The sequence below is a fragment of the Cobetia sp. BL01 genome (assembly GCF_056493605.1).
On record NZ_JBVBEE010000002.1, the window covers coordinates 376,871 to 402,273 of the forward strand.

Genomic DNA, 25,403 nt, shown 5'->3' on the forward strand with positions numbered 1-25,403 from the left:
CTGGGCGTTTGCGTTTCAGAGTGTCACGAATGAGCCGTTGCCCGAATCATCGCATGGCTCGCCGTACCGGCACGGCTCACTGCGCCGGATCGAAATCCTCGAGACGGAAGGCCATCAGCGGTGCAGCACCTGCCGCGATCTGGGCTTCCAGCGCGACGGCGCGCGGCAAGACCCGCTGGACGAAGTAGTTGCCCATGGCCAGCTTGCGACGGTAGAAATCCTCCCCGCTGGCACCCGATGTCGCCAATCCCTGTACCGCGGCGCGCGCCATGCGCAACCACAGATAGCTGTAGACACACAGCCCGGCCAGGTCGAGGAAATCGCAGGCCGCTGCCCCCAATTCCTCGGGATTATCATCCGCGCGGGCCAGCAACTGCTCGGCGACACGCTCCAGGCGCGCCAGTTCCTGCTGGCAGGCCTCGGCGAACGGCCGGGTCCGCTCGTCGTCATCCTGCCCCTCAAGCTCGGCCCTGACCTGCTCGGCAAAGCGTGCCACGTACGCCCCGCGATTGCGGTAGAGCTTGCGTCCGACCAGATCCATCGCCTGGATCCCATTGGTGCCTTCGTAGATCATCGCGATGCGGGCATCACGCACGTACTGCTCGGCACCCCACTCCACGCAATAACCATTACCGCCATAGAGCTGTTGCGCCATGACAGTGGCATCGAAGCCACGATCCGTCAGCAGCGCCTTGGCGATCGGCGTCAGGAATTGCACCAGTGCATCCGCATCAGCCTTCACCGCTTCATCGGCGTGATACTTGACGCGATCCAGCTGCTGACCGACGAAGACGGCAAAGGCCCGTCCGGACTCGTTCCAGACACGGGTTTCCAGCGCCATGCGGCGAACATCAGGGTGAACCAGAATCGGATCAGCCGGCTTGTCTGGTGCCTGTGCGCCCGTCGGTGCGCGGCTCTGCAGACGTTCAGCAGCGAAATCCATCGCACTCTGATAGGCCACTTCCCCCAGTCCCAGCCCTTGCAGACCGATGGAGAGGCGCTCGTAGTTCATCATGGTGAACATCGCCGCCAGCCCCTGGTGCGGCTCGCCGATCAACACCCCTTCGGCACCATCGAAGTTCATCACGCAGGTCGCGCTGCCCTTGATGCCCATCTTGTGCTCGATGGACCCACAGCTGACCGCATTCGATGCCGCGGGCTGTCCCTCGGCATCGAGCAGTTGCCTGGAGACCAGAAACAGCGAGATGCCGCGGGTGCCGGAAGGCGCATCCGGCAGCTTGGCCAGCACCAGATGCACGATGTTGTCGACCATGTCGTGCTCGCCACCGGTGATCCAGATCTTGGTGCCGGTAATGCGATAACGTGGCAGCCCCAGCAGTGGGTCATCACCCTCGAGGGGCTCGGCACGAGTGCGGATCATGCCCAGGTCCGTCCCGCAGTGAGGCTCGGTCAGACACATGGTGCCCAGCCAGTCGCCGGCGTACATGCGCGGCAGAAAGACCCGCTTGACGGATTCAGGGGCATGACTGTCCATCGCCAGACAGGCCCCGGCATTCAGTGCCGGGTAGAGCGCGAAGCTGGTATTGGTGGCGTAGAGCATTTCCTCGAAGGCCACGGTGAGCATCTTTGGCATGCCCTGACCGCCGTATTCAGGGTTGCCACCCAACCCCATCCAGCCACCCTCGGCGAGCACCCGATAGGCTTCCTTGAAGCCCTTGGGCGTGGTGACACGCCCCTCTTCGAAGCGCGCGCCCTCGGCATCACCACTCAGGTTCAGCGGCAGCAGCTCTGCCTGGGTCACGCGCGCGCCTTCCTCGAGTATCGCCTCGGCCAGTTCCGCATTCACCTCGGAAGTGGCCTCCATGGTCGCCCATTCCTGCTCGGCCGCGAATACCTCGTTGAGCACGAAACGTGCATCCTTGAGCGGTGCCTGATACTTGGCCATGTGACTCTCCTTGCAGGTCTCTTCCGACGACGTCTTGCAACGGCGTGGTTCGTGATGGCGTGCTGTCGGCCGCGAGCCTTCCGTCGTGACACTGCAATACCGTGACACTGCGCCGCTGGAGCGCTGACAGGGTCCGACCCGCGATTCAAACGATTGCTTGAAACAATAGGCGCAATCGCTGTCTGCGTCATCTCGACCTTGGCCCAAGGCGTACCGCGCGACGCTCGCTGCGCGCCACGAGACCTCATGACGCAAGACGCCGCCCCGGCAGGAACCGGGGCGGCGTCTTGAGTACTTGATTACTTGAATGCTCGAAGCCTCACCTCTCTCAGGCAGTGTTCACCTGGGCCAGCGGCGTCGGGTGCTTGCCATCTTCCCAGCCAAGGCTGCTGTCGGCCGTCGGCGAGAACCACTTGAGGGAATCATGCAGGCTGACGACATCCCCGACGATGATCAACGTCGGCGGCTTGAGCCCCTGCCCCGCCACCTGTGCCGGCATCTCCGCCAGAGTCGCCACATGCACGCGCTGACGCGCGGTAGTGCCCTGCTCCACCAGCGCGATCGGCGTGCTGGCCGCCAGACCATGGTGGATCAGCTGCTCGCAGATCAGCGCCAGACTGCCCAGCCCCATGTAGAACACCAGGGTCTGGGCGGGGCGTGCCAGCGCCTCCCAGTCAAGGTCACAGCTGCCATCCTTGAGGTGCCCGGTGACGAAACGCACCGACTGGGCATGATCGCGGTGGGTCAGCGGAATCCCGGCGTAGGCGGCGCAACCGGAGGCCGCGGTGATACCTGGCACCACCTCGAAACTGATCCCGGCATCCGCCAGCGTCTCGAGTTCCTCGCCACCACGCCCGAAGATGAAGGCATCGCCTCCCTTGAGGCGCACGACGCGATGGCCAGCGCGCGCATAGTCCACCAGTGCCTGATTGATGCCTTCCTGGGGCACGCTGTGGTCACTGCGCGCCTTGCCGACATACAGCCGGCGGGCTTCAGGCCTGGCCAGTGCCAGAATCTCGTGACTCACCAGCCGGTCATGGATGATCACGTCGGCCTGCTGCAGATGACGCAATGCCTTGAGGGTCAGAAGCTCCGGGTCGCCGGGGCCGGCGCTGACCAGCGCCACCTGACCATGCGTGCCGGTGAAGCGATCCTCCTCCTTCACCGGCAACACCGCCTCGCCCGCGACCAGCCGGGGCGGAAGACGCACGCTGGAGTCCGCCGGATGACGCGGCGCAAACACCATGACGTGCTGCTCACGCGCGTGGCGCAGGATACCGCGGTCCCGGCCCTCGCTGCCCGTGACGACCAGCCACAGCTGGCCGGGTGCAGGCACCGGCAACAGCGTATCGGCCACTTCCCAGCCCTCTTGACCGCACAGTCTCTCCAGCGCCGGCATTCGGGCATCGCCGTAGACACACAGATCCGCCCCCAGGCCGGCAAAGCGCTCGGCCAGCGCCAGCGCCTCCTGGCCACCACCGATCAGGCACAGCTGGAGTCGTGAAGGATCACAAGAGAGATTGAGAAATTCCATGGGCATATCCACAAACGGGGCGAGGCTGGATAGCAGCCTTCGATGAACGGCATTTTAGAGCATAAGAAACACTCTCTAAAATAACCAATAAGCATAACGACCCCGAAGGCACGTTGTAGCAGAGCCGCAGACGAAAAACCCCCGCTTCCGGCAGGAAGCGGGGGTTCGGGGCGCGAGCGGAGCTGCGCGGCGGGCCTCAGACGTTGAGGGTGTCCACACCGCCCATGTAGCTGCGCAGCGCCTGCGGCACGCTGATGGAACCATCCGCATTCTGATGGTTCTCGAGCACCGCGACCAGACAACGTCCCACCGCCAGGCCGGAGCCATTCAGTGTGTGTACCAGCTGCGGCTTCTTCTGTCCTTCGACACGGGCGCGTGCCTGCATGCGACGTGCCTGGAAGTCTTCGCAGTTGGAGATGGAGGAAATCTCGCGATAGGTATTCTGGCTCGGCAGCCAGACTTCCAGGTCATAGGTCTTGGCCGCCGCGAAGCCCATGTCGCCGGTGCACAGCGTCACGGCACGGTACGGCAGCTCCAGCGCCTGCAGGATGGCCTCGGCATGGCCGCGCATCTCTTCCAGCGCGTCATAGCTCTTGTCCGCCTCGACCACCTGCACCATCTCGACCTTGTCGAACTGGTGCTGGCGAATCATGCCGCGGGTATCGCGACCATAGGCACCCGCCTCGCTGCGGAAGCACGGCGTATGCGCGGTGAACTTGAGCGGCAGATCGCTGGCGTCGAGAATCTCGTCGCGCACCATGTTGGTCAGCGGCACTTCGGCGGTCGGGATCAGGAAGAATTCGCGATCGTCATTGAGCTTGAACAGGTCTTCCTCGAACTTGGGCAGCTGGCTGGTGCCCATCAAGGAATCACGGTTGACGATGTAGGGCACGTAGAACTCTTCGTAACCGTGCTCGAGGGTCTGCTTGTCGAGCATGAACTGCACCAGCGCACGATGCAGGCGTGCGATGGAGCCGTGCATGATGGCAAAGCGTGAACCGGTGATCTTGGCGGCGAGCTCGAAGTTGAGCTGCCCCTTGAGTTCCCCGAGGTCAACGTGATCACGCACCTCGAAATCGAACTCACGCGGGGTGCCCCAGCGATGCAGCTCGACATTGTCATTCTCGTCGGCGCCTTCCGGCACGTCGGCGTTGGGCAGGTTCGGGATGCTGGCGGCCATGGCCTCCGCCTTGCTCTGCAGCTCGGAGAGCTCTTTCTTGGCGGCGTCGAGGCGCTCGCCCAGATCACTGACTTCCGCCAGCAGCGGTGCGATATCTTCACCGCGAGCCTTGGCATTGCCGATGGACTTGGAGCGAGTGTTGCGCTCGTTCTGCAGCGATTCGGTCTCGATCTGCAGATCACGGCGACGCGCTTCCAGGGCGGCGAAGGCCTCGGTATCCAGCTGATAGCCACGACGTGCGAGGCGCTCGGCGGTCGCGTCAAGATCGGCGCGCAGAAGTTTCGGGTCCAGCATGTGGGAAGGCTCTCTCGTCAGTTCACTCAGGCCGCATCGCGGCACGGTAAGGTCATGCGCACTAGTCTACCTCAGCCACGCCCCGCTTCGCAGCCGCCGCAATGCCGAGGCAGCCACCCGGGGGCAGGCCGTCGCTCACAGCAGGGCGCGGGCGAGCTTCATGCCGAGCGCCACCATGCCCAGACAGGCCACCACGCTCACCGCGACGTAGATCAGCCCTGCCAGCATGCGACCGCTGATCATCAGATTGAGCGCTTCGAGGGCGAAGGTGGAAAAGGTGGTGAAGGCGCCGGTGAAGCCGGCCACCATGATCGCATGCCAGACAGGCGCAAGCTTGAGCTCCTGGGTGACCCAGATGAACAGGAAGCCCATCAGGCAGCTGCCGAGGAGATTGACCCCGAGCGTCCCCCAGGGGAACCCTCGACCCGCCGTTCCCGTGATCCAGCCACTGACCAGATAACGTCCAAGAGCGCCGATGGCGCCGCCCGCTGCTACTGCCAACCAGGTTCCCATGTCTCGCATCTGCCTCATGTCATGAGCCGCCAACGGCTCGTCCAGCTGTCGAAATACAAGACCATGCCTCAGGTACGCAGCCGCACCTGAGGCATGTCATTGACTGCCAGTGTAAGAAAATCGCGGGACGCGGGGAACTCGGGTCACGGGAAAGACGGGTTCAGCAAAGCATGACTCGCCGCCCGTGATGACCGACGGCCATGGAATCAGTTCAGCTCGCTTCTCAGCCCATCCAGCACTTGCTGCCACCGATGGTGGGCACCGTCCTTGCCGCCCAGTTGCTCAAGCCCGCGTGCCGTCCAGGTGCCGGGCGTGCCGATGCGCGAGGCAAGCTCGCCCGGCGGGGTATCGGGGTGGGCTTCCATCAGGGCAAGGGCATCACGCATCTGGGTCATCAACAACTGGCGGGCCTGCGGCCCGGTGATGCCGGGGACAGTCTGGAACCAGTCAAGCAGCGCCTGCTGCTGGGCCAGCTGCCAGGCATTCACGCAGACTGCCAGCATGCTGGCCTCGAAGGCGGCCTCTTCCTCGAAGGCAATCACCTGCCGGACTGCCGGACTGAGCAGGTCCCGCGTGAGGGGGTCTTCCGGATAGAGCGTGAGCGCGCTCTGCCCCTCGGACACCGCCAGCCCCGTCATCACGCGCACCACCCTGGCCGGCGCGAACCAGCGCTGCAGGTTGGCGAGTGAGACACCGGCCGCCATCACCATCAGATGATGGTCCTTGCTCAGAGCGCGGCTTTCACGCAGTTCCATGGCCAGCGCTTCCAGCTGCTGCGGTCGGACCCCGACCAACACGCAGAGGCTGGCTTCGCATACCGCGACGTTGCTGGCGTGGCGGACGGCACCGAAACGCCAGCCCAGACGGTGGCTGCGGACATCATTGCGCGGCGAGAGGTGGAACTCGAGATCATGCCGCGAGCGCCCATCGCGCAGGCAGCCTCGCGCCAGCGCGACCAGAAGAGACTCCGCCAGTTCTCCCACGCCCAGCACCCCCAGTCGCGTAGGAGGCTGACGGGATTCGCGATGGCAGGTGGAGGTCGAGGGATAGGATGACGATGCCATGGAACGGCTCCTGCTGAGAGAAAGGAAACGAGCAAACCACAAGGGTGTCGGTCGATGGTGCCTCTGCCGATATCCTGCATCGGTAGCTCCTTCACGGCAGAGGATGCGGCAAGGGGGATTGCCTCGAGAAGCTCCCGCATGAAGGGGCGTGCCACAACGAGACGTGGCGGGAACTTCCCGGCGATCTAGCCCCTTTCTAGCGTAGTCAGTCCTGACTCGGATGACCGGATTATCCTGACGGAACAGCGCAGGATGCCCCTTGAGGCTGGGGCCACGCCTTCAGCTCAGGTAAGCTTAGGCACATCGGCCCACGTGGCCTGCCTGACGCGACTCACTGCCCGAGCGAGATCATGACCGAACGCCTGCTGGATACGCCTGCCCCCGTCGATGCCCTCTACCTGGACTTCCTGGCCGCCCTGCGCGATGCAGGCTTTGCCGGTGACATCAGTCCGGACTACGCCAACCGTACCGTGTTGTCGACTGACAACTCACTGTATCAGGTACTGCCTCAGGCCGTGGTCTATCCACGTCATGCCGAGGACATCCAGTGCATCGCGCGGCTGTCCAACGACCCCCGCTTCGCGGCGGTCACCCTGGCACCGCGTGGCGGCGGTACCGGCACCAATGGCCAGTCACTCAATGATGGTGTGCTGGTGGATGTGTCGCGCCACATGAACCGCATTCTCGAGATCGATGTCGAGAAGCGCCGCGTACGGGTCGAGGCCGGCGTGGTGAAGGATCAGCTCAATGCCGCGCTCAAGCCGCATGGTCTGTTCTTCGCCCCGGAACTCTCGACCTCCAATCGTGCCACCATCGGCGGCATGATCAATACCGATGCGTCCGGCCAGGGGAGCTGTGAATACGGCAAGACTCGTGACCACGTGATCACGCTCGACAGCGTGCTGCTGGATGGCACGCGACTGGCGAGCCATGCCATCGACGATGCCGAGCTCGAGACACTGTGTGCGCGTGAGGATCGCGTCGGTGAGATCTACCGCACCGCGCGCGCCATCGCCGATGAGCGTGCCGAGGAAATCGCCGACATCTTCCCGCCGCTCAATCGCTGCCTGACCGGCTACGACCTCGCCCACCTGCGCGAGGCCGATGGGCGCTTCAACCTCAACAGTCTGCTGTGCGGCGCCGAGGGCACGCTGGGCTTCGTGGTCGAGGCCGAACTGAATGCCCTGCCCATCGCGCCCTGCTCGACGCTGATCAACCTGCGCTACGCGAGCTTCATGGACGCGCTGCGCGACGCCAAGACGCTGATGGCGGTCGAGGGCAACCGTCCGACTTCCATCGAGACGGTGGATGACACCGTGCTCAACCTGGCCATGCAGGATTTCGTGTGGGACAGCGTCGAGGAATTCTTCCCGGCCAGTGCCGAGGGCTCCCCGGCCATCGGCGGCATCAACCTGATCGAATTCAATGCCGACAGCGAAGCGGCACTGGACGCCAAGGTGGCCGCCTTCAGCGAGCATCTGGCCAGTGACACCAGCGTCGAGCGCCTCGGCTTCACCGAAGCGCGTGGGCGTGCGCAGATCAGTCGCGTCTATGGCATGCGCAAGCGCTCGGTGGGCTTGCTGGGCAATGTCGAGGGGGAAGCCCGTCCGCTGCCCTTCGTCGAGGACACGGCCGTTCCGCCGGAGCATCTGGCGGACTACATCGCCGAATTCCGCGCCGCTCTCGATGCCCGCGGCCTGCGTTATGGCATGTTCGGGCATGTCGATGCCGGCGTGCTGCACGTACGCCCGGCACTCGACATGAAGGACCCCGCCCAGCAGGCGATGATTCGCGAGATCTCCGACGAGGTCGCCGCCCTCACCCACAAGTACGGTGGCCTGCTGTGGGGCGAACACGGCAAGGGCGTGCGCTCGGAATATGCCCCCCGCTTCTTCGGCAGCCTCTATGGGGCGCTGCAGGACGTGAAGGCGGCCTTCGACCCGCGCAATCAGCTCAACCCGGGCAAGATCACCTCGCCCCGCCTGTCAGCCACTCTGGTCGACGACGCTGGCGCCAGCGAAGGTGAGAGCGAGAGCGAGAGCGACAAGCGTGATCACGCTGACAGCGCCGTCGAGGCCTTCGACCCCCGCTTGATGCGCATCGATGACGTGACCATGCGCGGCGATCTCGATCGCCAGATCGATGAACGCGTGTGGCAGGAATACGCCAGCGCCGTCTACTGCAACGGCAACGGTGCCTGCTACAACTACGACCCCAACGACGCCATGTGCCCGTCCTGGAAGGCGACGCGTCAGCGCATCCATTCGCCCAAGGGGCGCGCCAGCCTGATGCGTGAATGGCTACGTCTGGAAGGCAATGCCGGACGTGACGTGATCGCCGAGGCGCAGGCCGCCCGGACGCCGGGCCTCAAGGGGGCCGGCCTGTGGCTGGCGCGTCTGCCGACCCGCATCGGCGCTTCGCTGAAGGCGCGTCGTGGTGGACAGACGCAGACTGGCGCTCAGGAGGCCGGCTTCGATCAGCAGGTCTATCAGGCGATGGCCGGCTGTCTGGCGTGCAAGTCCTGCGCGGGCCAGTGTCCGATCAAGGTCAACGTGCCGGATTTCCGCAGCCGCTTCCTCGAGGTCTATCACCATCGCTATCAGCGTCCGCTGCGCGATTACCTGATCGGCAGCCTAGAGTTCGTGCTGCCGTGGGCCGAACGCGTCACGCCGCTCTACAACGGCCTGCTGTCCAATCGCCTGGTCAGTCGTCTGCTGGAAGGCCCGATCGGCATGGTCGATGCCCCACGCCTGTCGCGCGCCAGTCTGCGCAGACAGCTCAAGAGCTGGGGCGTCTCGGAGGCGACCCCGACCCAGCTCGGCCGCCTGACCGAGTCCCAGAAGGCCAGAAGCGTGATCCTGGTGCAGGACGCCTTCACCAGCCACTTCGAGGCCCAGCTGGTGATGGACATCATCGAGCTGCTGTCACGACTCGACATTCGGGTGTTCGTCGCGCCCTTCGCCCCCAATGGCAAGCCGCTGCAGGTACAGGGCTTCACCGGCGCCTTCCAGCGCACCGCGCGCGCCCAGGCCAAGCGTCTCAAGGCGATCGCCGATTTCGGCGTGCCGCTGGTCGGCATCGACCCGGCGATGACCCTGACCTATCGTCAGGAGTATGTGAAGACCCTCGGCCCGGACGCCGTGCCGGATGTCCTGCTGCTTCAGGAGTGGCTGATCAGCCTGCGCAAGCTGCTGCCGGTGGGTGTCACCAAGACGGTGCTGGGCAAGATGGACCCGGGCCTGACACTCCTGAGCCACTGTACCGAGAGCACCAATGCGCCGGGGTCCGCCAAGGCCTGGCAGCAGGTGTATGCCGCCTTTGGTCTCAGCCTCGAGACACTCTCCACCGGCTGCTGCGGCATGTCCGGCACCTATGGTCACGAAGCGCGCAATCTCGAGACCTCACGTGCCATCTATGAGCTGTCGTGGAAGGCGGTGGTCGAGGACGAGGCCAATCAGGGCAAGCTGGTGGCCAGTGGTTATTCCTGTCGCAGCCAGAGCAAACGCTTCTCCGAACGTCAGCTGCCGCATCCCCTCCAGGCGCTGCTGCCACTGGTGCGTCGCGCGCAGTGACTGCCAGGGGGCCCAGTGGCCGTGCAGGAAGAATGACATGAGGGGAGCGCGATAAGGCAACGCGACGTTGCATACCACGGAATCAATCGCTAGTCTGCGCCCTTCCGGCCAGCCGTGATGTTGGCATCTGGCCGAGACAAGACGATTCGATGAGCGGTGACCGCGTCAGTGGCACCGCTCATTTTCGCTGACTCCAAGGAAGCTTCCCGATGACGGAACCCGCACTGGCCCTGACCCTGATCGGTCTGATGGCTCTCGGCTGTCAATGGCTGGCCTGGCGCATGCGTCTGCCCGCCATCCTGCCGCTGCTGATCGTTGGCATCCTTGCCGGCCCCGTCACGGGCTGGCTCAAGCCGGATGAGCTGCTGGGAGACCTGCTGTTCCCGCTGGTCTCGCTGGCAGTGGCGGTGATCCTGTTCGAGGGCAGTCTGACGCTGGACTTCAAGGACCTGCGGGGACACGGGCACATCGTCAGACGACTGGTGACCACCGGGGTGGTGATCACCGGCGTGATCGGTACCGTGGCGGCGCATTATCTGCTCGACATGCGCTGGGAGATGGCCGCCGTGCTCGGGGCACTGCTGGTGGTGACAGGCCCGACCGTGGTGATGCCATTGCTGCAGACCCTGCGCGCGCGCGGCAACCTGACCCAGATCCTGCGCTGGGAAGGCATCATGATCGACCCGGTGGGCGCGCTGCTGGCGGTACTTGTCTATGAGTACGTCGCACTGGGCATGACCGGCAATGCGGTGTCACATACCCTGGTGCTGTTCGCCCAGACGGTGGGCCTCGGCCTTGGCATGGGCGCGCTGGGCGGCTGGTGCTGGGGGCTGGTGCTGCGCCACTTCTGGCTGCCCCAGAAGCTGCACAACTTCGGCACCCTGATGGTGATGCTGGGACTCTTCGCCATCTCCAATACCCTGTTCCACGAATCCGGACTCCTGACCGTGACCGTCATGGGGGTATGGCTGGCCAACATGCGCGGCGTGCCTACCCAGCAGATCATCGAGTTCAAGGAGACGCTCACCGTCCTGTTGATCTCCGGGCTGTTTCTGCTGCTGGCGGGGCGCCTGACCGTCGAGCAGCTTTCGCTGCTGTCCTGGCCGGCGTGGGTCTTCCTGGCCGTGTTGATGTGGGTCGCGCGCCCGCTGACTGTCTGGCTGTGCACCCTGGGCAGCGAATTGACGCTGCGCGAGAAGGCGCTGCTGGCCTGGCTGTCTCCTCGCGGTATCGTCGCGGCCGCCGTGGCCTCGCTGTTCGCGCTCAAGCTCGAATCCCAGGGCATCGAAGGCGCCGAGATGCTGGTCCCGATGACCTTCCTGGTCATCATCGGCACGGTGGTGATCCAGAGCTTGCTGTCACGCCCCATCGTCAAGGTGCTGGGTGTCGGTGAGCCACCGCCCTCGGGCTTCCTGATTCTCGGGGCCAACTCGGTGTCGCGCCTGGTCGCCCGCGAGCTGGTGGATGCCGGCTTCTCGGTACGCCTGACCGATACGAACTGGGACGCGGTACAGGAAGCCCGCATGGCAGGCCTGCCGGTCTATTACGGCAACCCGCTGTCCGAGCATGCCTCACAGCATCTCGAGTTGACGGGCATCGGCCATCTCATGCCCCTGTCGCCCTATCGCGAGCTCAACAGCCTCGCGGCGCTGCATTTCGAGCACATCCTCGGCCACGGCCGGGTCTTCCGGCTCGCCGAGGACAATGGCAAGAATGCCAAGCGCCAGCAGGACCAGGCGCTCGGCCACCTGCCGCTGTTGTTCGATGGCCAGGTCACCTACGCCAAGCTGGCCAGCCTGCTGTCACAGGGGGCGGAGTTCCGGCGTGCCCGCATCAGCGAGAACTTCAGTCTCGAGGACTATCGCCGGATTCATGATGACCGCCTGCTGACCCTGTTCTGCATCAGCAGCCAGGGCCGGATTCGCATCGCCAATTCCGCCGTCGCACTGGAACCCAAGGCCGGTGAGACGCTGATCAGCCTGATCTATGCCGACTCGCCTGAGCTGACCCGACCGGCACAATCCAAGGCGGACAAGGCTGAATCGAGCAAGTCATCCCAGGCCGCAGAAGGGGCAGGCTCTGACGCGAGTTCCTCCACCCGCTCCACCGCGAATCCCGGCACCGCCACGGGCTCCGGCCCCCTGCCCGCCAGCCGTCTCCCCGGTGGCCGAGCCTGATGACGGCTTGAATGCATCCCGAAAACGGCATGCGCGCAGACAGCACGGCGCCCGGAGATGATGCCAACCCCCTGACCACGAGGCCCGCTTCCTGCGGGCCTCGTGGCGAATGGCGCACAGCCGCGAAGCGGGATTCACAAAAAATGCCTAAAACGTTAGTGGCAGACTCCGACAGCCGCCCAAAATGCTGGTAGAGTACGCGCCAGTTTTGGCAGCCCTGTCCGGCAGCCAGCGCTATTGCCTTGTCCTCAACGTAACACCTACGCATTCAGGAGCTGCTTGATGCAGATCGTCATGGGCCTGGTGGGCGTCTTAGCCCTCCTGGGGATCGCCTTCCTATTATCTGAAAACCGACGCGCCATCAGCTTGCGCACCGTACTGGGGGCCTTTGCCATCCAGGCATTGCTGGGGGCATTCGTACTCTACGTTCCCGCCGGCAAGAGCATGCTGCTCGGTCTCAGCGAAGGGGTTCAGGCCGTCATGTCCAGCGCCAACGTGGGCATGGACTTCCTGTTCGGTGGCCTGGTCAGCGACAAGATGTTCGAAGTCTTCGGTGGCGGTGGTTTCGTGTTCGCTCTGCGCGTACTGCCGATCATCGTGTTCTTCTCGTCATTGATCGCGGTGCTCTACCACCTGCGCGTGATGAACGTCGTGATCAGTGTGCTGGGTGGCGGGCTTTCGAAGATTCTCGGCACCAGTCGTCCCGAATCGCTGTCCGCCGCGGCCAACATCTTCGTCGGCCAGACCGAAGCACCGCTGGTCGTGCGTCCGTTCATCGCCGGCATGACCCGCTCGGAACTGTTCGCGGTGATGACCGGTGGCCTGGCCTCCGTGGCCGGTTCCGTGCTGGTGGGCTATGCCTCGCTGGGCATTGACCTCAAGTACCTGCTGGCAGCGTCCTTCATGGCAGCCCCGGGTGGCCTGCTGATGGCCAAGATGCTGATCCCGGAGACCGAATCCAAGACCCAGAGTGTCGAGGAAGCCCTGGGCAAGGACATCGATCGCCCGACCAACGTCATCGATGCTGCCGCGTCCGGCGCAGCATCCGGCGTGCAGCTGGCCATCAATGTCGGCGGCATGCTGCTGGCCTTCATCGCCTTGATCGCGCTGGGCAACATCATCATCGGCTGGGTCAGTGGATTGTTCGGCTATCAGGACATCACGCTGCAGCTGCTGCTGGGCTACGCCTTCGCGCCGGTCGCCTGGGTCATCGGCGTGCCGTGGCATGAAGCCATCCAGGCCGGCAGCTTCATCGGTCAGAAGCTGGTGCTCAACGAGTTCGTCGCCTTCGCCGACCTCGCCAGCCATCAGATCAAGCTGTCCGAGCATTCCGAAGCGATCATCATCTTCGCGCTGTGTGGCTTCGCCAACCTGTCCTCCGTGGCCATCCTGATGGGCGGCCTGGGACTGATGGCACCGAACCGCCGCAGTGACATCGCGCAGATGGGCATGAAGGCGATTCTCGCCGGTACGCTCTCCAACCTGATGTCAGCCAGTCTTGCCGGACTGTTCCTGTCGCTGTGACGCTCATCGCAAGCCTCGCATGCGAGTGAGACACGCCGTCAGGTGACCTCTCGACAACGCCCGCCCAGTGCGGGCGTTGTCGTATCCAGCCCGCGTCACGAGCCAGCGAACGCCAGACCGGCAGACGACAGGGCCTGCCGATTGACTCCCTGTCGCCCTCCCCAGACAATAGCTCGGGTAGAAGCTTGGGTGCTCGGGAATCGGGTGAAAGCCCCGTACTGCCCCCGCAACGGTGATCGCAACGCTCATGCCGGTCGAGATGACCAGCCACTGCCTCCGGGACGTCCTCGTGACGACCCTCAAGGGAAGGAGGTGGGAAGGCGCATGAGGGGGTGAGACGTTCCAACAGGACGTCCGCCAGGCGTCAGTCCGGAGACCGGCCCTCGCTTCCACACTGGTTGATGCGGAGGGCCTCACCAGTGGCAAATTCGTCGGGATGTCCTTTTTCAAAGGGGCACGCCGCGACGATGTGCATCCACGCACCCTGTCACGCCTGTCCTCCTCATTGCGTCTGACGCTTGAGGATCATTCATGAATACTTACAAGACCCGTGGTCGCGCGCACGCGCAGGCCAAGTACACCCTCGTGGGCAGTCTACTGCTGCTGACACCTCCTGCCCTGGCGGCACAGGAGACCACCGCCCCTTCATCGGATAGCCTGGAGACCGTTCAGGTCACCGCCAATCGCATCCCCCAGCTGCAGAATGATGTGCTGGCCAGCACCGACGTCATCACGCGTGACGAGATCGAACGCCTGCAGGCCAGCTCGCTGGTGGACCTTCTGCAGTCGCGCAATGGCATCGAAGTCGCGCGCAGCGGTCCGATGGGGAGCCAGACCAGCCTGTTCATGCGTGGCACCGAGTCCGACCACACCTTGATCCTGGTCAACGGCCAGCGCATCGCCAACAGCGCCGATGGCCTGGCGCACTTCGAATTTCTGCCGCTGTCTGCCATCGAACGTGTCGAGATCGTGCGGGGGCCGCGCGCCAGCGTCTACGGCGCCGATGCCATCGGCGGCGTGATCAACCTGATCACGCGTGGCGGCAGCGAAGTCGGCCAGCACGCGGAAGTCACCCTGCGCGCCGGCAGCGACGGCACCTTCCGCCAGAACGCCCAGTTCAGCTCGGTGGAAGATGACACGCGTCTCTCCGCCAATCTCCATCATGATGAAAGCGATGGTTTCTCCGCCCGCGATACCGGCAGTGAAGATGATGGCTACGAGGCCACGGGCGCCGAACTGCGCCTTGGGCACGACTTCGGCCAGCGAGCCACGCTGTCTCTCGGCGTCGCCAAGACCGACACGGACTACGATTACGACGATTGCTACGACAGCAGCTTCAGTGCCTCTGAAGACTGCAGCGGAGAAGGTAGCCAGCTGGTACTGGATGCCAGCCTGCTGACCCACCTGAACCCGAACTGGGACATGACGGTCAGCGTGGCGCGTACGCGCGACGAGTACGAGAACACTGAAGCCGGCAGCGATGCCGGGCGTGTCGCCAGTGCCCGCAACGAGATCGGCCTGCGCCACGACTTCTACACCGACCTCGGCACGCTCAGCCTGGGGGTGGATCACCGCGAGGAAAGTCTGGACGCCGATGGCCCCTACTTCACCGCCGACGGCTATGAAGTGGACAGCCGCTATGCCACGGGGGTCTATGGCAGCTGGCAGCTCCAGCAACAACGCCATCACGTCACCACCAGCCTGCGGTATGACGATGACAATCGTTATGGTCATCAGATGACCGGTGGCTCCAGCTATGCCTATGACCTGACTCAGGCACAGCAGCTCGGCGCCAGCTACTCGAGCGCCTTCAAGGCCCCCAACCTGATCGATCTCTACAGCCCTTACGGCTCAGGCAACCCGGATCTGGATGCCGAGACCTCCACCACGGCCGAACTCTTCTGGCGTCTGCAGGAGCAGCGGTGGCATGTGGGCGTCAATGCCTTCCAGACGGATATCGACAATCTGATCAGCTACGAAGGCGCCGACTTCACGCCGATCAATATCGACCGCTCACGCATCCGTGGCATCGAGCTGAGCAGTGGCTGGAAAGGTGACGCGCTCAGCGTCAATCTCGCCATGACCTGGCAGGACCCGGAAGACCGCGAGACAGGAGAGCAGCTGAAACGTCGGGCCAAGCGCTTTGCGCGCCTGGATGCCGATTACGCCCTCGCCGACTGGAGCTTCGGAGCAACGCTGCGTGGCAGTGCCAGCCGCAGCGATACCGATGCCGATACCTACACGGATACTCGCACCGCCGGCTATGGCGTCTTCGACCTGCGCACCAGCTGGCAGGTGATGCAGAACGTCAAGCTGAGCGCCAAGCTGGAGAACGTCTTCGATCGTGATTATCAGCTGGTCAACGGCTACAACACCCAGGGGCGTTACGTCGAAGGCGGCGTGACCTTCTATTTCTGAGCACCTCTGACTGACGACGGGCCACACTCCTCACTGCGCCGCCCCGAGAGCGGCGCAGTGACAATGACTGACGGAGCACACGCATGACGGACCGCAATACCCGCCACAAGACGGCAATGGAAAAGCTCAAGTCACATGTCGACGACAAGGTGGCACAGGCCAATGAGGAGCGCGGCCAGCTGCTGGTCTTCACCGGCAACGGCAAGGGCAAGACGACCGCTGCATGGGGCACCATCACCCGGGCACTCGGCTATGGCTACAAGGTCGGTGTCATCCAGTTCATCAAGGGACTGTGGGAGTGCGGGGAGCGTGAGCGCCTTGCAGAGGATGCCAATCTGGAAGTCCACGCCATGACCACCGGCTTCACCTGGGACACCCAGAATCGTGACGCCGATACCGCGGCCTGTCAGGCGGTGTGGCAGGAAGCGAAGCGCCTGATGCGCGATGAAAGCGTCTATCTGGTCGTGCTTGATGAACTGACCTACATGGTCAAGTTCGGCTACCTGCCATTGGAAGAGGTGATGACGGCGCTGGAAGGTCGCCCCGAGGAGCAGACCGTCATCATCACCGGACGCAATGCCAACCGCGAGATCGTTGCCTGTGCCGATACCGTCACCGAGATGACCGAGATACGTCACGGCTTCAATCATGGTCTCAAGGCGCGCCGCGGCATCGACTTCTGAGCAGCTCGACCCACGTCACCGCGCTGCGCGCTGCACCGAGATGGCATGGCAGATCTGCGCCATCGCCTCGACGCTGCGCGGCCCCGGACGGCTGACCGGGTCCGGATCCAGTCCGACAAGCGCCACCGAGGCCAGCGGGCCACCCCTGGCTCGCCAGGCTGCCTTCCAACGCTCACGGGGGGCGCCTGCGGCCACCGGATGCAGAATCAGCCGAGGCCCTGCCAGCCACAGCGCTTCACGGCGTATCTGAGGCACCACGGTGGGGGCGTCAGACAACAGCGGCTCTCCCCCGCAGCGGCGAATCAATTCATTGACCAGATGCCCTCCTGCCAGAGTCGTCATCGGGCTCTCGCCCAGCTGGAAGAAGACCGGCAAGGGCGCGTCGCCCTCCATGCCATCGCGTGCCTCCAGGTGACTGATGCGCTTCTCGAGACGCGCCACGTAGGCCTCTGCCTCGGGCCGGGTGCCCATCAACACCCCCAGGCGCTCGATATTGGAGAGTACCTGCGCCAATGTCCTGGGCTCGCTGAGGAAGGTCGTCAGCCCCAGCGCCGCCAGGCGCGCCTGCATTTCCGCGGACAACCCGCTGCCCCACGCCACGATCAGCGCGGGTCTGGCCGCCAGCACCGCCTCCAGATTCGGCCCTTGATAGCTCGCGACACGCGGCAGCGTCTTGACCTGTGGCGGGTAATCACTGCCCTGGCTGACGGCGACCAGATGTGCAAGCCCTCCCGCCGCCGCGACCAGCTCCGCGGCATGGGGCGCCAGGGTGACCACACGATGAGCGGGCCGGGAAAGCGTCACCGTCTCGCCACCATCATCCACGACGGAAAGACTCGCCGCCCAGGCGAGCGACGGCATTGCGGTGAGCAGCAACGCTGACAGTCCCCCGAGGAGCGCGCGTCGCCCCTGAGATAGCGTGACGGTATTGATCGCTTCAGCGCCTCTCGTGCGAAGTGCTATCGTGATCCACGCGATGTCGGACGTTCACGCCATCATTCTGTGTCAATATCGACATATGAAAATATCACCATATGACAATATAGCCATGTGCCAAAAAGGAGTTTCCATGCCCCGCATCCTGCCATCCGTAACTGCCGACGCGAGCTCAGGCGTCCAGCATTCCTTCTTGCGTCTAGGGCTGGTGCTGGCACTGAGTGCCGTCAGCGCCGTGAGTACGGCACAGGCTGACCAGACACCTGCACCGGCGCTTGTCCATGTCAGTGCCAGTGCCAGCATCGAAGCCGCGCCGGACAAGGCCAGCATCGAGGCGCGTCTCTGGGAGAAGACACCAGCCAGCAAGGTGGACGACAAGGCACCGGACAGTCAGAAGCAGGGAGAAGCCGCGCGCCAGGCCCGCCAGACACTGGAAGGCCGCATGAGCACGCTGATCCAGGCACTGGAAAGCGCCGGTATCGAGAGTCGCCTGATCAAGGCGGGCAGCCTGACCCTGCGACCGGAGCGCTACTACGAGCGCACTGCCAATGATCAGAACCCGCAGCAATGGCAGCGTACCCATCTCGAGCGCCCGATCAGCATTTCGCTGAAGAATCTGGACCAGGTGCCGGAGGTGATCGACCTGCTGTTGGGAGCGGGGGTGAATCAGCTGGCGGGCGTGCAATATCAGCTCAGTGATCGTGCAGCACTCGAGGACAAGGTACTGCAGCAAGCCCTGACCAAGGCACGCCACAAGGCCGAACTGATGGCCGAGACGCTGGGAGCGACACTGGGTGATGTGCAGTCGATCAATGAATCTTCCCAGAGCCCTCGCCCGCCGATGATGGCCATGCGCGCCGACATGGCAGAAGCCAAGAGTGGTGGCAACGAGTATCGTCCCGGCGAGCTGTCACTGGAAAGTGATGTGCAGGTCAGCTGGGGACTGACATCAGCCGACTGAGCGTCGACACCCCGAACGCCACTCTCAAGACGCCAGCCGCTTGTCCAGAGCCGCTGGCGTCCACGCGTGACATGAAGCTCGGCCTATCTCGAGAGTGATGCCCCGCGATTCACATCCCCTCGGGCGCTGACTTACGCCCGGCCACCAAGCTCCGTCTCGATGGCGGCAAGCGCTGCCATGGGATTCTCGGCCTGAGTGACCGGACGCCCGATCACCAGGTGGGTGCTGCCAGCCGCCATTGCCTCGCCCGGCGTCATGGTGCGTCGCTGATCACCGGCCTGGGCAAAGCTCGGGCGGATACCGGGCGTCACCTTGAGGAAGTCCGGCCCACACAGCGCCTTGAGACTGGGTGTCTCGCGCGCCGAGCACACCACACCGTGCATGCCGCTTTGCTGGGCAAGGCTCGCCAGACGCTCGACCTGGGCCAGTGGCGTGACATCCAGACCGATACCCGCAAGATCACTCTGCTCCATGCTGGTCAGCACGGTCACGGCAATCAGGCGCGTCTCGAGCTGGCGCGTGGCCAGTGCACTGGCGGCGGCTTCCATCATGCGCGCGCCACCACCGGCGTGCACGTTGGTCATCCAGACACCGTGCTCGGCAGCCGCCAGCACGGCCTGCGCGGTGGTATTGGGAATATCGTGGAACTTGAGATCCAGAAAGACCTCGAAGCCGCGCTGATGCAGCGCCTTGAGGATGTCCGGCCCCACTCGCGTGAACAGCTCCTTGCCCACCTTGACGCGGCAGCGCGTCGGATCCAGCTGGTCCGCCATGGCCAGTGCGGCGGCCATATCCGGGTAATCGAGGGCGATGATCAGGGGGGAAGTCGTGGTAGGCATCCGGGCTCCGGGCAATGAGACTAGGCGCGATGACAGGGGGTCATGGGCTCGGGGCAACATTATAGCGCCCACCAACGCACCTGTAAGCTCAGAGAAAGCCGAATCGAATCAGCTCGCTATTCGCGTTAGCACTTTCGCGCGTTGAGCGCTGAAGCGGCCCCAGGGATGAGGAATCGTTTAATTCTTAATGACTACAAAACTCATCCTTCAGCCACAGTGATTCACGTGCTGGGCACAGGGCATCACGGCCCGACCAGACGCCCCGACAATCATCATGAAACAAGGAAAAGCTCATGAAAACTCTGATGGGATCACTCGTCGTCGCAGGCCTGATGGCTTTCACCCCTCTGACGCAGGCTGCCGAGATGAACATCAACACCGCCACCCCTGAGCAACTGACTCAGCTCAAGGGCATCGGTGACAAGAAGGCACAGGCCATCGTCGCCTGGCGCAAGGCCAATGGCCCCTTCACCAGCGTCGATCAGCTGGCTGAGGTCAAGGGCATCAGTGCCAACACGCTCGAACGCATGGAGACCACACTGACGCTCGACAAGACCGGCAACAGCGCCATAACGACGGGTCAGCCGGTCAGCGACAAGGCCGCGCCGCAGGTCAAGACATCCGGTGAGGCGACGCCCAGGGAGATCACCAGCAACCAGAGCTGACCAAGACGGCCGAGGTCAGGTCTCGACTCCCGCCACCCTGCAGGTGGTGAGAAACCACCGGCGAAAGACCAGCCTGGCCAGCGGCAGGGGAGTTCCGACAAAAGCAGCGCCGCAGACTTCCTGCGGCGCTGCTTCATCGTCGGGGTCAACACGACGGTGCCCGAGAAGCACGGCTTACATGAGGCGTTGCTTTCCTGCCACGAAAAAAAGCCGACCCGAAGGCCGGCCAGCGGGGTTTCCCCCTCCCCTGACGGTGAATCGGGCACCTGCGTGCCCGATTCTGGCAGTGAAGCCATCCCTGGCTTTCCCCTTCCCCAAGGGGCTTCCTCAAGCGCCTGCCTCTGCCGGCAACCGACGCCCTGCAACTTCTCCCTGACCAGACGGTGGCCTGCGCCGCTTTCCGATACCTCGAAGAGTATCTCCCCCGAAGCATGATGCCCCATGCGGCATCCTCGTACGCCGCCCGTCTCGACATGAGCACTCTATCGCGATCATCGGCAGGCGAAGATGACATGCGTCAATTTCGTGAGCCTGGGTGGCATCATGCCGCTGCCTTCATGATCCACGTCAATTCATGGGCGCTTCGCTCCCATGAATCCGTCCCGGAATGACACGCAGCAGACCCGAAACGAAGCAGACCCGAAACGAAGCAGACCCGAAACGAATAAGGCGCCTTCGATCATCATCGAAAGCGCCTTCCTGATCAGCGACAGGGACACCCCTGAAGCGGCATGCGGCATCAGTGCGACTTCAGCGACGCACCTTCTTGTCTTCCACTTCGGTATGGCTCACCTCAAGCCCCAGCGGATGGCCTGCTGCCAACTCGGCCCGAGTGGCATCGCGGACCTCCAGCACCTCGACATCCCAGCTGAGGGCCTGACCGGCCAGGGGATGATTGGCATCGACCTTGACCTGCTGATCACCGACTTCCAGTACGGTCACCGAGCGCTGCCCTTCGGGAGTTCGCGCCTGGAAGCGCATGCCCGGTGCAAGCTCCCCCGGGCCGAAGGCATCACGCCCGAAGTACTGGACCAGCCCCTCATCCCGCTCACCGAAGCCTTCCGCCGGCGTCAGGTTGACGACCTTGCTGTCGCCGACGCTGCAACCTTCAAGCGCGGATTCCAGAGCGGCAAGTATATTGTCATGGCCGTGCAGGTAATCCATCGGTTCCCGATCACGAGAAGTGTCCAGGACGGTGCCATCTGCGGTACGCAGCGTGTAGTGCAGGCTGACCACCTGCTGAACGGTAATCGACATGAAACAACTCCAGAAATGACAAGTGCGGTGAGCTCACGCCCTCCTCGGAGGGCGCAGGCACCGAGACTCAGGATTCGCGACGACGCAGCTGACGACTGGACAGCTCGACGCGCTGCTGCTGATTGATCAGATTGAGCAGCACGATGACGCGCTCGTCACCCTTGGCACTCTCGAAGACACCACTGAGCGAACTCAGCGGCCCATCGATGATCTCGACCTGCTCGCCGGCACGGAAGTAGAGGTTCTCGGCTGGCTGCTCCTGGCGTTGCTCACCATTGGCGATCAGCGCCTCCACCAGCGAGGTGGGGACCGGCGTCGGGGTCGTGCCGAAGCTGACCAGCTTGAGCACGCCACGTGTCGAGCGAATCGGGCGCCAGTTGTCGTCCACCTGATCCAGACGGATGAACAGGTAGTAGGGGAAAAGGGGCTCTTCCACCCAGCGCAGCTTGCTGCCGCGCTTTCTTTCCACTTCCAGCAGGGGGTGGAAGACGTGAAATCCCTGATTGGTGAGGTTCTCCGCCGCACGGAAGGACTCTCCACCCTTGCACTGGATCAGATACCAGTGCGCCTTGGCAGCGTCTCGGACTTCACTCATGATGACCTCTCATTGCCTACCTGCCCACAGGGGCCCGACGCAAGCCCTTCATCACGCCAGCCAGCTGATGGTCAGCGGCACCTCAGGACAATGCATGGCCCTTGCGCTCAGGCAGTGCGACAATCCCGCCATTGACGATGCATGTGGCGCATGGCCATTGGTCACGCGCGACTCCCGCGCGGATACACTCTCTGCAAGGACAGGCAAGGCTTTGACTTCAAAGGATTTACGCTTACTCGTTGGCCGTCATGGTATCACGTTCCTGATGGGATTCGCCTCAGGCCTGCCGCTGCTGCTCACCGGGAGTGTCCTGCAGGCCTGGATGACGGATGCCGGCGTATCACTGGACGCCGTGGGCCTTCTGGCACTGGTCGGCCTGCCCTATACCCTCAAGTTCCTGTGGGCCCCCTTGCTGGATCGCATCATGCCGCCCGCACTGGGGCGGCGACGCGGCTGGCTGATGATCGCGCAGCTGGCCCTGACCGCGCTGATCGCGCTGCTTGCCCTGCAGGACCCGCACATGTCGCCGCTGACCATGGGGGCCATCGCGCTTTCCGTCAGCTTCTTCAGTGCCACCCAGGACATCGTGATCGATGCCTACCGACGTGAGCATCTGCCGGACAACGAACTGGGGCTGGGCTCCAGCTTCTATGTCTATGGCTATCGCATCGGCATGCTGATGGCCTCGGCCGGTGGCCTGGTGCTGGCAGACATGATCGGTTTCCGCATGACCTACCTGATCATGGCCGCGACCCTGGGAGCCTGCATGCTGGTGACCCTGCTGGCGCCGGAACCCGAGGCACAGGCAGCGCCGCGTGCCCATCACCTGCACGAGATCCTCTGGGACCCCATCCGCCATTTCATGAAACGTGATGGGGCCATCTGGCTCTTGCTGTTCATCCTGCTCTACAAGCTCGGTGATTCCGTGGCAGGCAATCTGACGACGCCTTTCTACAAGGAGATCGGCTTCAGCAACTCACAGATCGGCGCGACCGTGAAGCTGTTCGGCCTGTGGCCATTGCTGGCAGGCACCTTCTTCGGCGGCCTGATGATCATGCGAATCGGCATCTACCGTGCACTGTGGTGGTTCGGCATCCTGCAGATGGTGTCCACAGCCGGCTTCATCTGGCTGCATCACGTCGGTGACTCGCTGGCCTGGCTTGCCGGAGTGGTGGCATTCGAGAACCTGGCGGCCGGCATGGGCAGCGCCGCCTTCATCGCCTTCATGGGCGCACTGACCGACAAGCGTTTCACCGCCGGCCAGTACGCGATGCTTTCCTCGATCATGGGCCTGCCGCGCGTGGTGATCGCCGCCCCCTCGGGCTATCTGGCCGATGCCGCCGGCTGGGACAGCTTCTTCTGGATCTGCACCCTGGCCGCCATCCCGGGGCTGTTGTTGCTGCTGCGCTTCCGTCATTGGGGAGCCATGCTGGCAACGCCCCACAAGGCGCCAGCGATGTCGGGAGATTGAGAGACGAGCTCCCTGAACTGTCTCGGCCGTCGACAGGCTGAGCCGGAAGAAGAGAAAAGCAGGGAAGGATGAAAGAAAGAAAGGAAGATAGGAAGGGTGAAGGAAGGAGAAGGAACCAGACATCTCATCAGTCAGGACTGAGACAATTCCCGTCATGTCGTTGACACCGCGACGACAGGCAAACGATGCTTGTGCGGCATAGTGCATAAAGATAACAAGTCGCACCGCAGGCCCGACATGGCGCCAGCCGGTGACGGCAGGCACAGGGAATTCGCCATGCCCATCACCACCAGAATTGACGAAGGCATCATGATCACGCCGCCGGCTCAGCTGACAGGCGAGGTCGCGCGTTATTTCCGCCAGGAGATGCTCGCGATGATCCCGAACCACACCGGCAAGCTGGCAGTGGATCTGAGTCATGTGACAGCCATCGATGCCGACGGACTTTCCGTGCTGGTCAGCCTGCATGATGCTTTGTCACCGCAGGCTCTGATCGTGGTGGAACCCTCTCCCATCATGCAGACCGAGCTGGAACGCGTGCGCCTGTTCGAACTCTTCGACATCTACTATCAGCGCGACCCGCTATTGGTGCCAGATGCCCACGCGCCAGGGTCTTCTCGCGAGGTAGCCTGATGACGTCTTCCCTGGCACGCCTCACCTCATGGACCCAAGTCTCACGCCGCCTTTCGGGGATTGCCATGCTCGCCGGTCTGATCAGCGGCTGTACGCCGCTGATGCTGGACGACACCCCGGCCGAAGAGCACTGGCAACAGGTGACCTACTGGCCACTGGAGCTGCCCACGCCGCAGGCCGATGATCGCTTTTCCCATCGGCCTGCAAGCGATGACCAGCGCCTGGCCGCCGGCGATCGAGTGAACGTCAGGGTCGCCGGCAGCGAGCTGTTCGATGGCAGCTACGAGGTGGATCACGATGGGCGTCTGCGCCTGCCCTGGCTCTCGCCGGTCGATGCCTCCAACCAGACCATCGATGCCCTGGCACGTGAGATCACCGAGCGTCTGATACAGGAAGAGTTGATCCGCCTGGGGCTGGCCCATGTCAGCGTTCGTCTCGAGGAATGGGCGCCGTTGGCGGTAGCCGTCTCCGGGGCAGTGTTCTTCCCGGGCGAAGCCGTCGTCAATGCCCGCGAACCGGAAGAGCGCATGGTGCGTCGCGACTTTGCCGGAGGCGATGCCAGCCAGCAACGGCGGCTGTCAGCGGCCTTGACCACGGCTGGCGGCGTGCGGCCGGACGCGGATTTGAGCCACGTCGAACTGATTCGCGACAACCAGACACAGATTCTCGACATGCGCGGCCTGATCGATGGCGAATATGCCGCCAACCCCTGGCTGCGCGAAGGGGATCGCATCCATGTGCCCTCCAGCGGTGCCTTCCAGGCAGCGCTGATGCGCCCGTCCCCCATCACCGCGCCGGGCATCGTCATCTACGCCTCCAACCTGACCACACCGGCCAACAACAACAATGTCAGCAATTACACGGTGCTGCGCTCCCAGGTGCCTTACGGCGTGCGCATGCTGCAGGGGGTGATCAACGCCAACTGTGTCGGTGGTATCCAGGCGACGTCCGGTTCGCGACGCGCCGTGCTGGTCAGCACCAATCCGATGACGCATCAACCGGTCGTGGTGGATCGCGGCATCGACGACCTGCTGGCCAATCCAGCGGACGTGGGCGTCAATCCGTATCTGATGCCGGAAGATGTCGTCGGCTGCTATGACTCAGGTGTCACCAACATCCGGGATATCGCCAGAACGCTGACGGACCTGCTGACGCCGGCCACTCTGCTGTAACGCTTCGCC

Annotated in this window: 19 protein-coding genes and 1 riboswitch; of the genes, 10 read left to right on the top strand and 9 right to left on the bottom strand. The window is 63.7% G+C overall.

Features of this window, described 5'->3' with window-relative positions:
- Positions 1 to 76 precede the first annotated feature (76 nt).
- The 5 genes from ACZYGA_RS05350 to ACZYGA_RS05370 form a co-directional block, all read right to left on the bottom strand.
- Positions 77 to 1,906, bottom strand: coding sequence for an acyl-CoA dehydrogenase C-terminal domain-containing protein (locus ACZYGA_RS05350; protein WP_479398538.1), 1,830 nt, complete (start codon positions 1,904 to 1,906; stop codon positions 77 to 79).
- Positions 1,907 to 2,234: 328 nt separating this feature from the next.
- A complete protein-coding gene (cobA, locus tag ACZYGA_RS05355) occupies positions 2,235 to 3,032 on the bottom strand; it encodes a uroporphyrinogen-III C-methyltransferase (RefSeq protein WP_255304421.1) in 798 nt (265 codons plus the stop codon).
- 604 nt (positions 3,033 to 3,636) lie between these two features.
- A complete protein-coding gene (gene serS / locus ACZYGA_RS05360; RefSeq protein ID WP_077371807.1) occupies positions 3,637 to 4,914 on the bottom strand; it encodes a serine--tRNA ligase in 1,278 nt (425 codons plus the stop codon).
- A gap of 135 nt (positions 4,915 to 5,049) precedes the next feature.
- Positions 5,050 to 5,436: a fluoride efflux transporter CrcB gene (gene crcB, locus ACZYGA_RS05365; protein ID WP_479398540.1), complete on the bottom strand. Its 387-nt coding sequence runs from the start codon at positions 5,434 to 5,436 to the stop codon at positions 5,050 to 5,052.
- A 197-nt stretch (positions 5,437 to 5,633) separates the two neighbouring features.
- The gene (locus tag ACZYGA_RS05370) at positions 5,634 to 6,491 is read right to left on the bottom strand and encodes a pyrroline-5-carboxylate reductase family protein (RefSeq protein ID WP_077371804.1); all 858 of its coding nucleotides are present in this window, start codon (positions 6,489 to 6,491) and stop codon (positions 5,634 to 5,636) included.
- A 350-nt stretch (positions 6,492 to 6,841) separates the two neighbouring features.
- On the opposite strand from ACZYGA_RS05370, the gene ACZYGA_RS05375 reads away from it, so the two are divergent.
- The 5 genes from ACZYGA_RS05375 to cobO all read left to right on the top strand — a co-directional run bounded on the left by ACZYGA_RS05375 (position 6,842) and on the right by cobO (position 16,865).
- Entirely contained in the window at positions 6,842 to 10,063 is a 3,222-nt protein-coding gene (locus tag ACZYGA_RS05375; protein ID WP_479398541.1) for an FAD-binding and (Fe-S)-binding domain-containing protein, read from the top strand.
- A gap of 209 nt (positions 10,064 to 10,272) precedes the next feature.
- Complete coding sequence (locus ACZYGA_RS05380) at positions 10,273 to 12,240, top strand: cation:proton antiporter (protein ID WP_077371798.1); 1,968 nt, start codon at positions 10,273 to 10,275, stop codon at positions 12,238 to 12,240.
- A gap of 282 nt (positions 12,241 to 12,522) precedes the next feature.
- Complete coding sequence (locus ACZYGA_RS05385; protein ID WP_077371796.1) at positions 12,523 to 13,764, top strand: NupC/NupG family nucleoside CNT transporter; 1,242 nt, start codon at positions 12,523 to 12,525, stop codon at positions 13,762 to 13,764.
- Positions 13,765 to 13,934: 170 nt separating this feature from the next.
- A riboswitch (cobalamin riboswitch) is annotated at positions 13,935 to 14,163 on the top strand.
- Between the two features lie 132 nt (positions 14,164 to 14,295).
- A complete protein-coding gene (locus ACZYGA_RS05390; RefSeq protein WP_176492910.1) occupies positions 14,296 to 16,182 on the top strand; it encodes a TonB-dependent receptor domain-containing protein in 1,887 nt (628 codons plus the stop codon).
- Positions 16,183 to 16,265: 83 nt separating this feature from the next.
- Positions 16,266 to 16,865, top strand: coding sequence for a cob(I)yrinic acid a,c-diamide adenosyltransferase (gene cobO / locus ACZYGA_RS05395; RefSeq protein WP_077371790.1), 600 nt, complete (start codon positions 16,266 to 16,268; stop codon positions 16,863 to 16,865).
- Between the two features lie 15 nt (positions 16,866 to 16,880).
- Here the strand turns inward: cobO and ACZYGA_RS05400 are convergent, their stop codons facing one another.
- A complete protein-coding gene (locus ACZYGA_RS05400; protein ID WP_167593048.1) occupies positions 16,881 to 17,741 on the bottom strand; it encodes an ABC transporter substrate-binding protein in 861 nt (286 codons plus the stop codon).
- A gap of 193 nt (positions 17,742 to 17,934) precedes the next feature.
- On the opposite strand from ACZYGA_RS05400, the gene ACZYGA_RS05405 reads away from it, so the two are divergent.
- Positions 17,935 to 18,762 carry an SIMPL domain-containing protein gene (locus ACZYGA_RS05405; protein WP_170212639.1) on the top strand — a complete coding sequence of 276 codons (828 nt, stop codon included), beginning with the start codon at positions 17,935 to 17,937 and terminating at the stop codon, positions 18,760 to 18,762.
- 131 nt (positions 18,763 to 18,893) lie between these two features.
- Here ACZYGA_RS05405 and pyrF read toward each other — a convergent pair whose 3' ends face one another.
- A complete protein-coding gene (gene pyrF / locus ACZYGA_RS05410; protein WP_479398542.1) occupies positions 18,894 to 19,601 on the bottom strand; it encodes an orotidine-5'-phosphate decarboxylase in 708 nt (235 codons plus the stop codon).
- A gap of 293 nt (positions 19,602 to 19,894) precedes the next feature.
- Between pyrF and ACZYGA_RS05415 the strand changes: the two genes are divergently transcribed.
- Complete coding sequence (locus ACZYGA_RS05415; RefSeq protein WP_271302632.1) at positions 19,895 to 20,266, top strand: ComEA family DNA-binding protein; 372 nt, start codon at positions 19,895 to 19,897, stop codon at positions 20,264 to 20,266.
- 750 nt (positions 20,267 to 21,016) lie between these two features.
- On the opposite strand, the gene ACZYGA_RS05420 is transcribed toward ACZYGA_RS05415, so the two are convergent.
- Both ACZYGA_RS05420 and rfaH read right to left on the bottom strand, forming a co-directional pair.
- Positions 21,017 to 21,523, bottom strand: a complete 507-nt coding sequence (locus ACZYGA_RS05420) for an FKBP-type peptidyl-prolyl cis-trans isomerase (protein WP_077371771.1) — start codon at positions 21,521 to 21,523, stop codon at positions 21,017 to 21,019.
- A 67-nt stretch (positions 21,524 to 21,590) separates the two neighbouring features.
- Complete coding sequence (rfaH, locus tag ACZYGA_RS05425; RefSeq protein WP_077371768.1) at positions 21,591 to 22,118, bottom strand: transcription/translation regulatory transformer protein RfaH; 528 nt, start codon at positions 22,116 to 22,118, stop codon at positions 21,591 to 21,593.
- A 265-nt stretch (positions 22,119 to 22,383) separates the two neighbouring features.
- Between rfaH and ACZYGA_RS05430 the strand changes: the two genes are divergently transcribed.
- The 3 genes from ACZYGA_RS05430 to ACZYGA_RS05440 all read left to right on the top strand — a co-directional run bounded on the left by ACZYGA_RS05430 (position 22,384) and on the right by ACZYGA_RS05440 (position 25,394).
- The gene (locus ACZYGA_RS05430) at positions 22,384 to 23,589 is read left to right on the top strand and encodes an AmpG family muropeptide MFS transporter (protein WP_103751364.1); all 1,206 of its coding nucleotides are present in this window, start codon (positions 22,384 to 22,386) and stop codon (positions 23,587 to 23,589) included.
- A gap of 276 nt (positions 23,590 to 23,865) precedes the next feature.
- Positions 23,866 to 24,222: an STAS domain-containing protein gene (locus ACZYGA_RS05435; protein WP_479398543.1), complete on the top strand. Its 357-nt coding sequence runs from the start codon at positions 23,866 to 23,868 to the stop codon at positions 24,220 to 24,222.
- Positions 24,222 to 25,394, top strand: coding sequence for a polysaccharide biosynthesis/export family protein (locus ACZYGA_RS05440; RefSeq protein ID WP_479398544.1), 1,173 nt, complete (start codon positions 24,222 to 24,224; stop codon positions 25,392 to 25,394). The genes ACZYGA_RS05435 and ACZYGA_RS05440 overlap by 1 nt, the downstream gene beginning before the upstream one ends.
- Positions 25,395 to 25,403: the final 9 nt, after the last annotated feature.

Coding starts and splice junctions, on each gene's coding strand:
- ACZYGA_RS05350 (WP_479398538.1), bottom strand. CDS start 1,906: ATGGCCAAGTATCAGGCACCGCTCAAGGATGCACGTTTCGTGCTCAAC.
- ACZYGA_RS05405 (WP_170212639.1), top strand. CDS start 17,935: ATGCCCCGCATCCTGCCATCCGTAACTGCCGACGCGAGCTCAGGCGTC.
- ACZYGA_RS05375 (WP_479398541.1), top strand. CDS start 6,842: ATGACCGAACGCCTGCTGGATACGCCTGCCCCCGTCGATGCCCTCTAC.
- ACZYGA_RS05430 (WP_103751364.1), top strand. CDS start 22,384: ATGGGATTCGCCTCAGGCCTGCCGCTGCTGCTCACCGGGAGTGTCCTG.
- ACZYGA_RS05420 (WP_077371771.1), bottom strand. CDS start 21,523: ATGTCGATTACCGTTCAGCAGGTGGTCAGCCTGCACTACACGCTGCGT.
- ACZYGA_RS05440 (WP_479398544.1), top strand. CDS start 24,222: ATGACGTCTTCCCTGGCACGCCTCACCTCATGGACCCAAGTCTCACGC.
- ACZYGA_RS05385 (WP_077371796.1), top strand. CDS start 12,523: ATGCAGATCGTCATGGGCCTGGTGGGCGTCTTAGCCCTCCTGGGGATC.
- cobO (WP_077371790.1), top strand. CDS start 16,266: ATGACGGACCGCAATACCCGCCACAAGACGGCAATGGAAAAGCTCAAG.
- serS (WP_077371807.1), bottom strand. CDS start 4,914: ATGCTGGACCCGAAACTTCTGCGCGCCGATCTTGACGCGACCGCCGAG.
- ACZYGA_RS05390 (WP_176492910.1), top strand. CDS start 14,296: ATGAATACTTACAAGACCCGTGGTCGCGCGCACGCGCAGGCCAAGTAC.
- crcB (WP_479398540.1), bottom strand. CDS start 5,436: ATGCGAGACATGGGAACCTGGTTGGCAGTAGCAGCGGGCGGCGCCATC.
- pyrF (WP_479398542.1), bottom strand. CDS start 19,601: ATGCCTACCACGACTTCCCCCCTGATCATCGCCCTCGATTACCCGGAT.
- rfaH (WP_077371768.1), bottom strand. CDS start 22,118: ATGAGTGAAGTCCGAGACGCTGCCAAGGCGCACTGGTATCTGATCCAG.
- ACZYGA_RS05435 (WP_479398543.1), top strand. CDS start 23,866: ATGCCCATCACCACCAGAATTGACGAAGGCATCATGATCACGCCGCCG.
- ACZYGA_RS05415 (WP_271302632.1), top strand. CDS start 19,895: ATGAAAACTCTGATGGGATCACTCGTCGTCGCAGGCCTGATGGCTTTC.
- ACZYGA_RS05370 (WP_077371804.1), bottom strand. CDS start 6,491: ATGGCATCGTCATCCTATCCCTCGACCTCCACCTGCCATCGCGAATCC.
- ACZYGA_RS05380 (WP_077371798.1), top strand. CDS start 10,273: ATGACGGAACCCGCACTGGCCCTGACCCTGATCGGTCTGATGGCTCTC.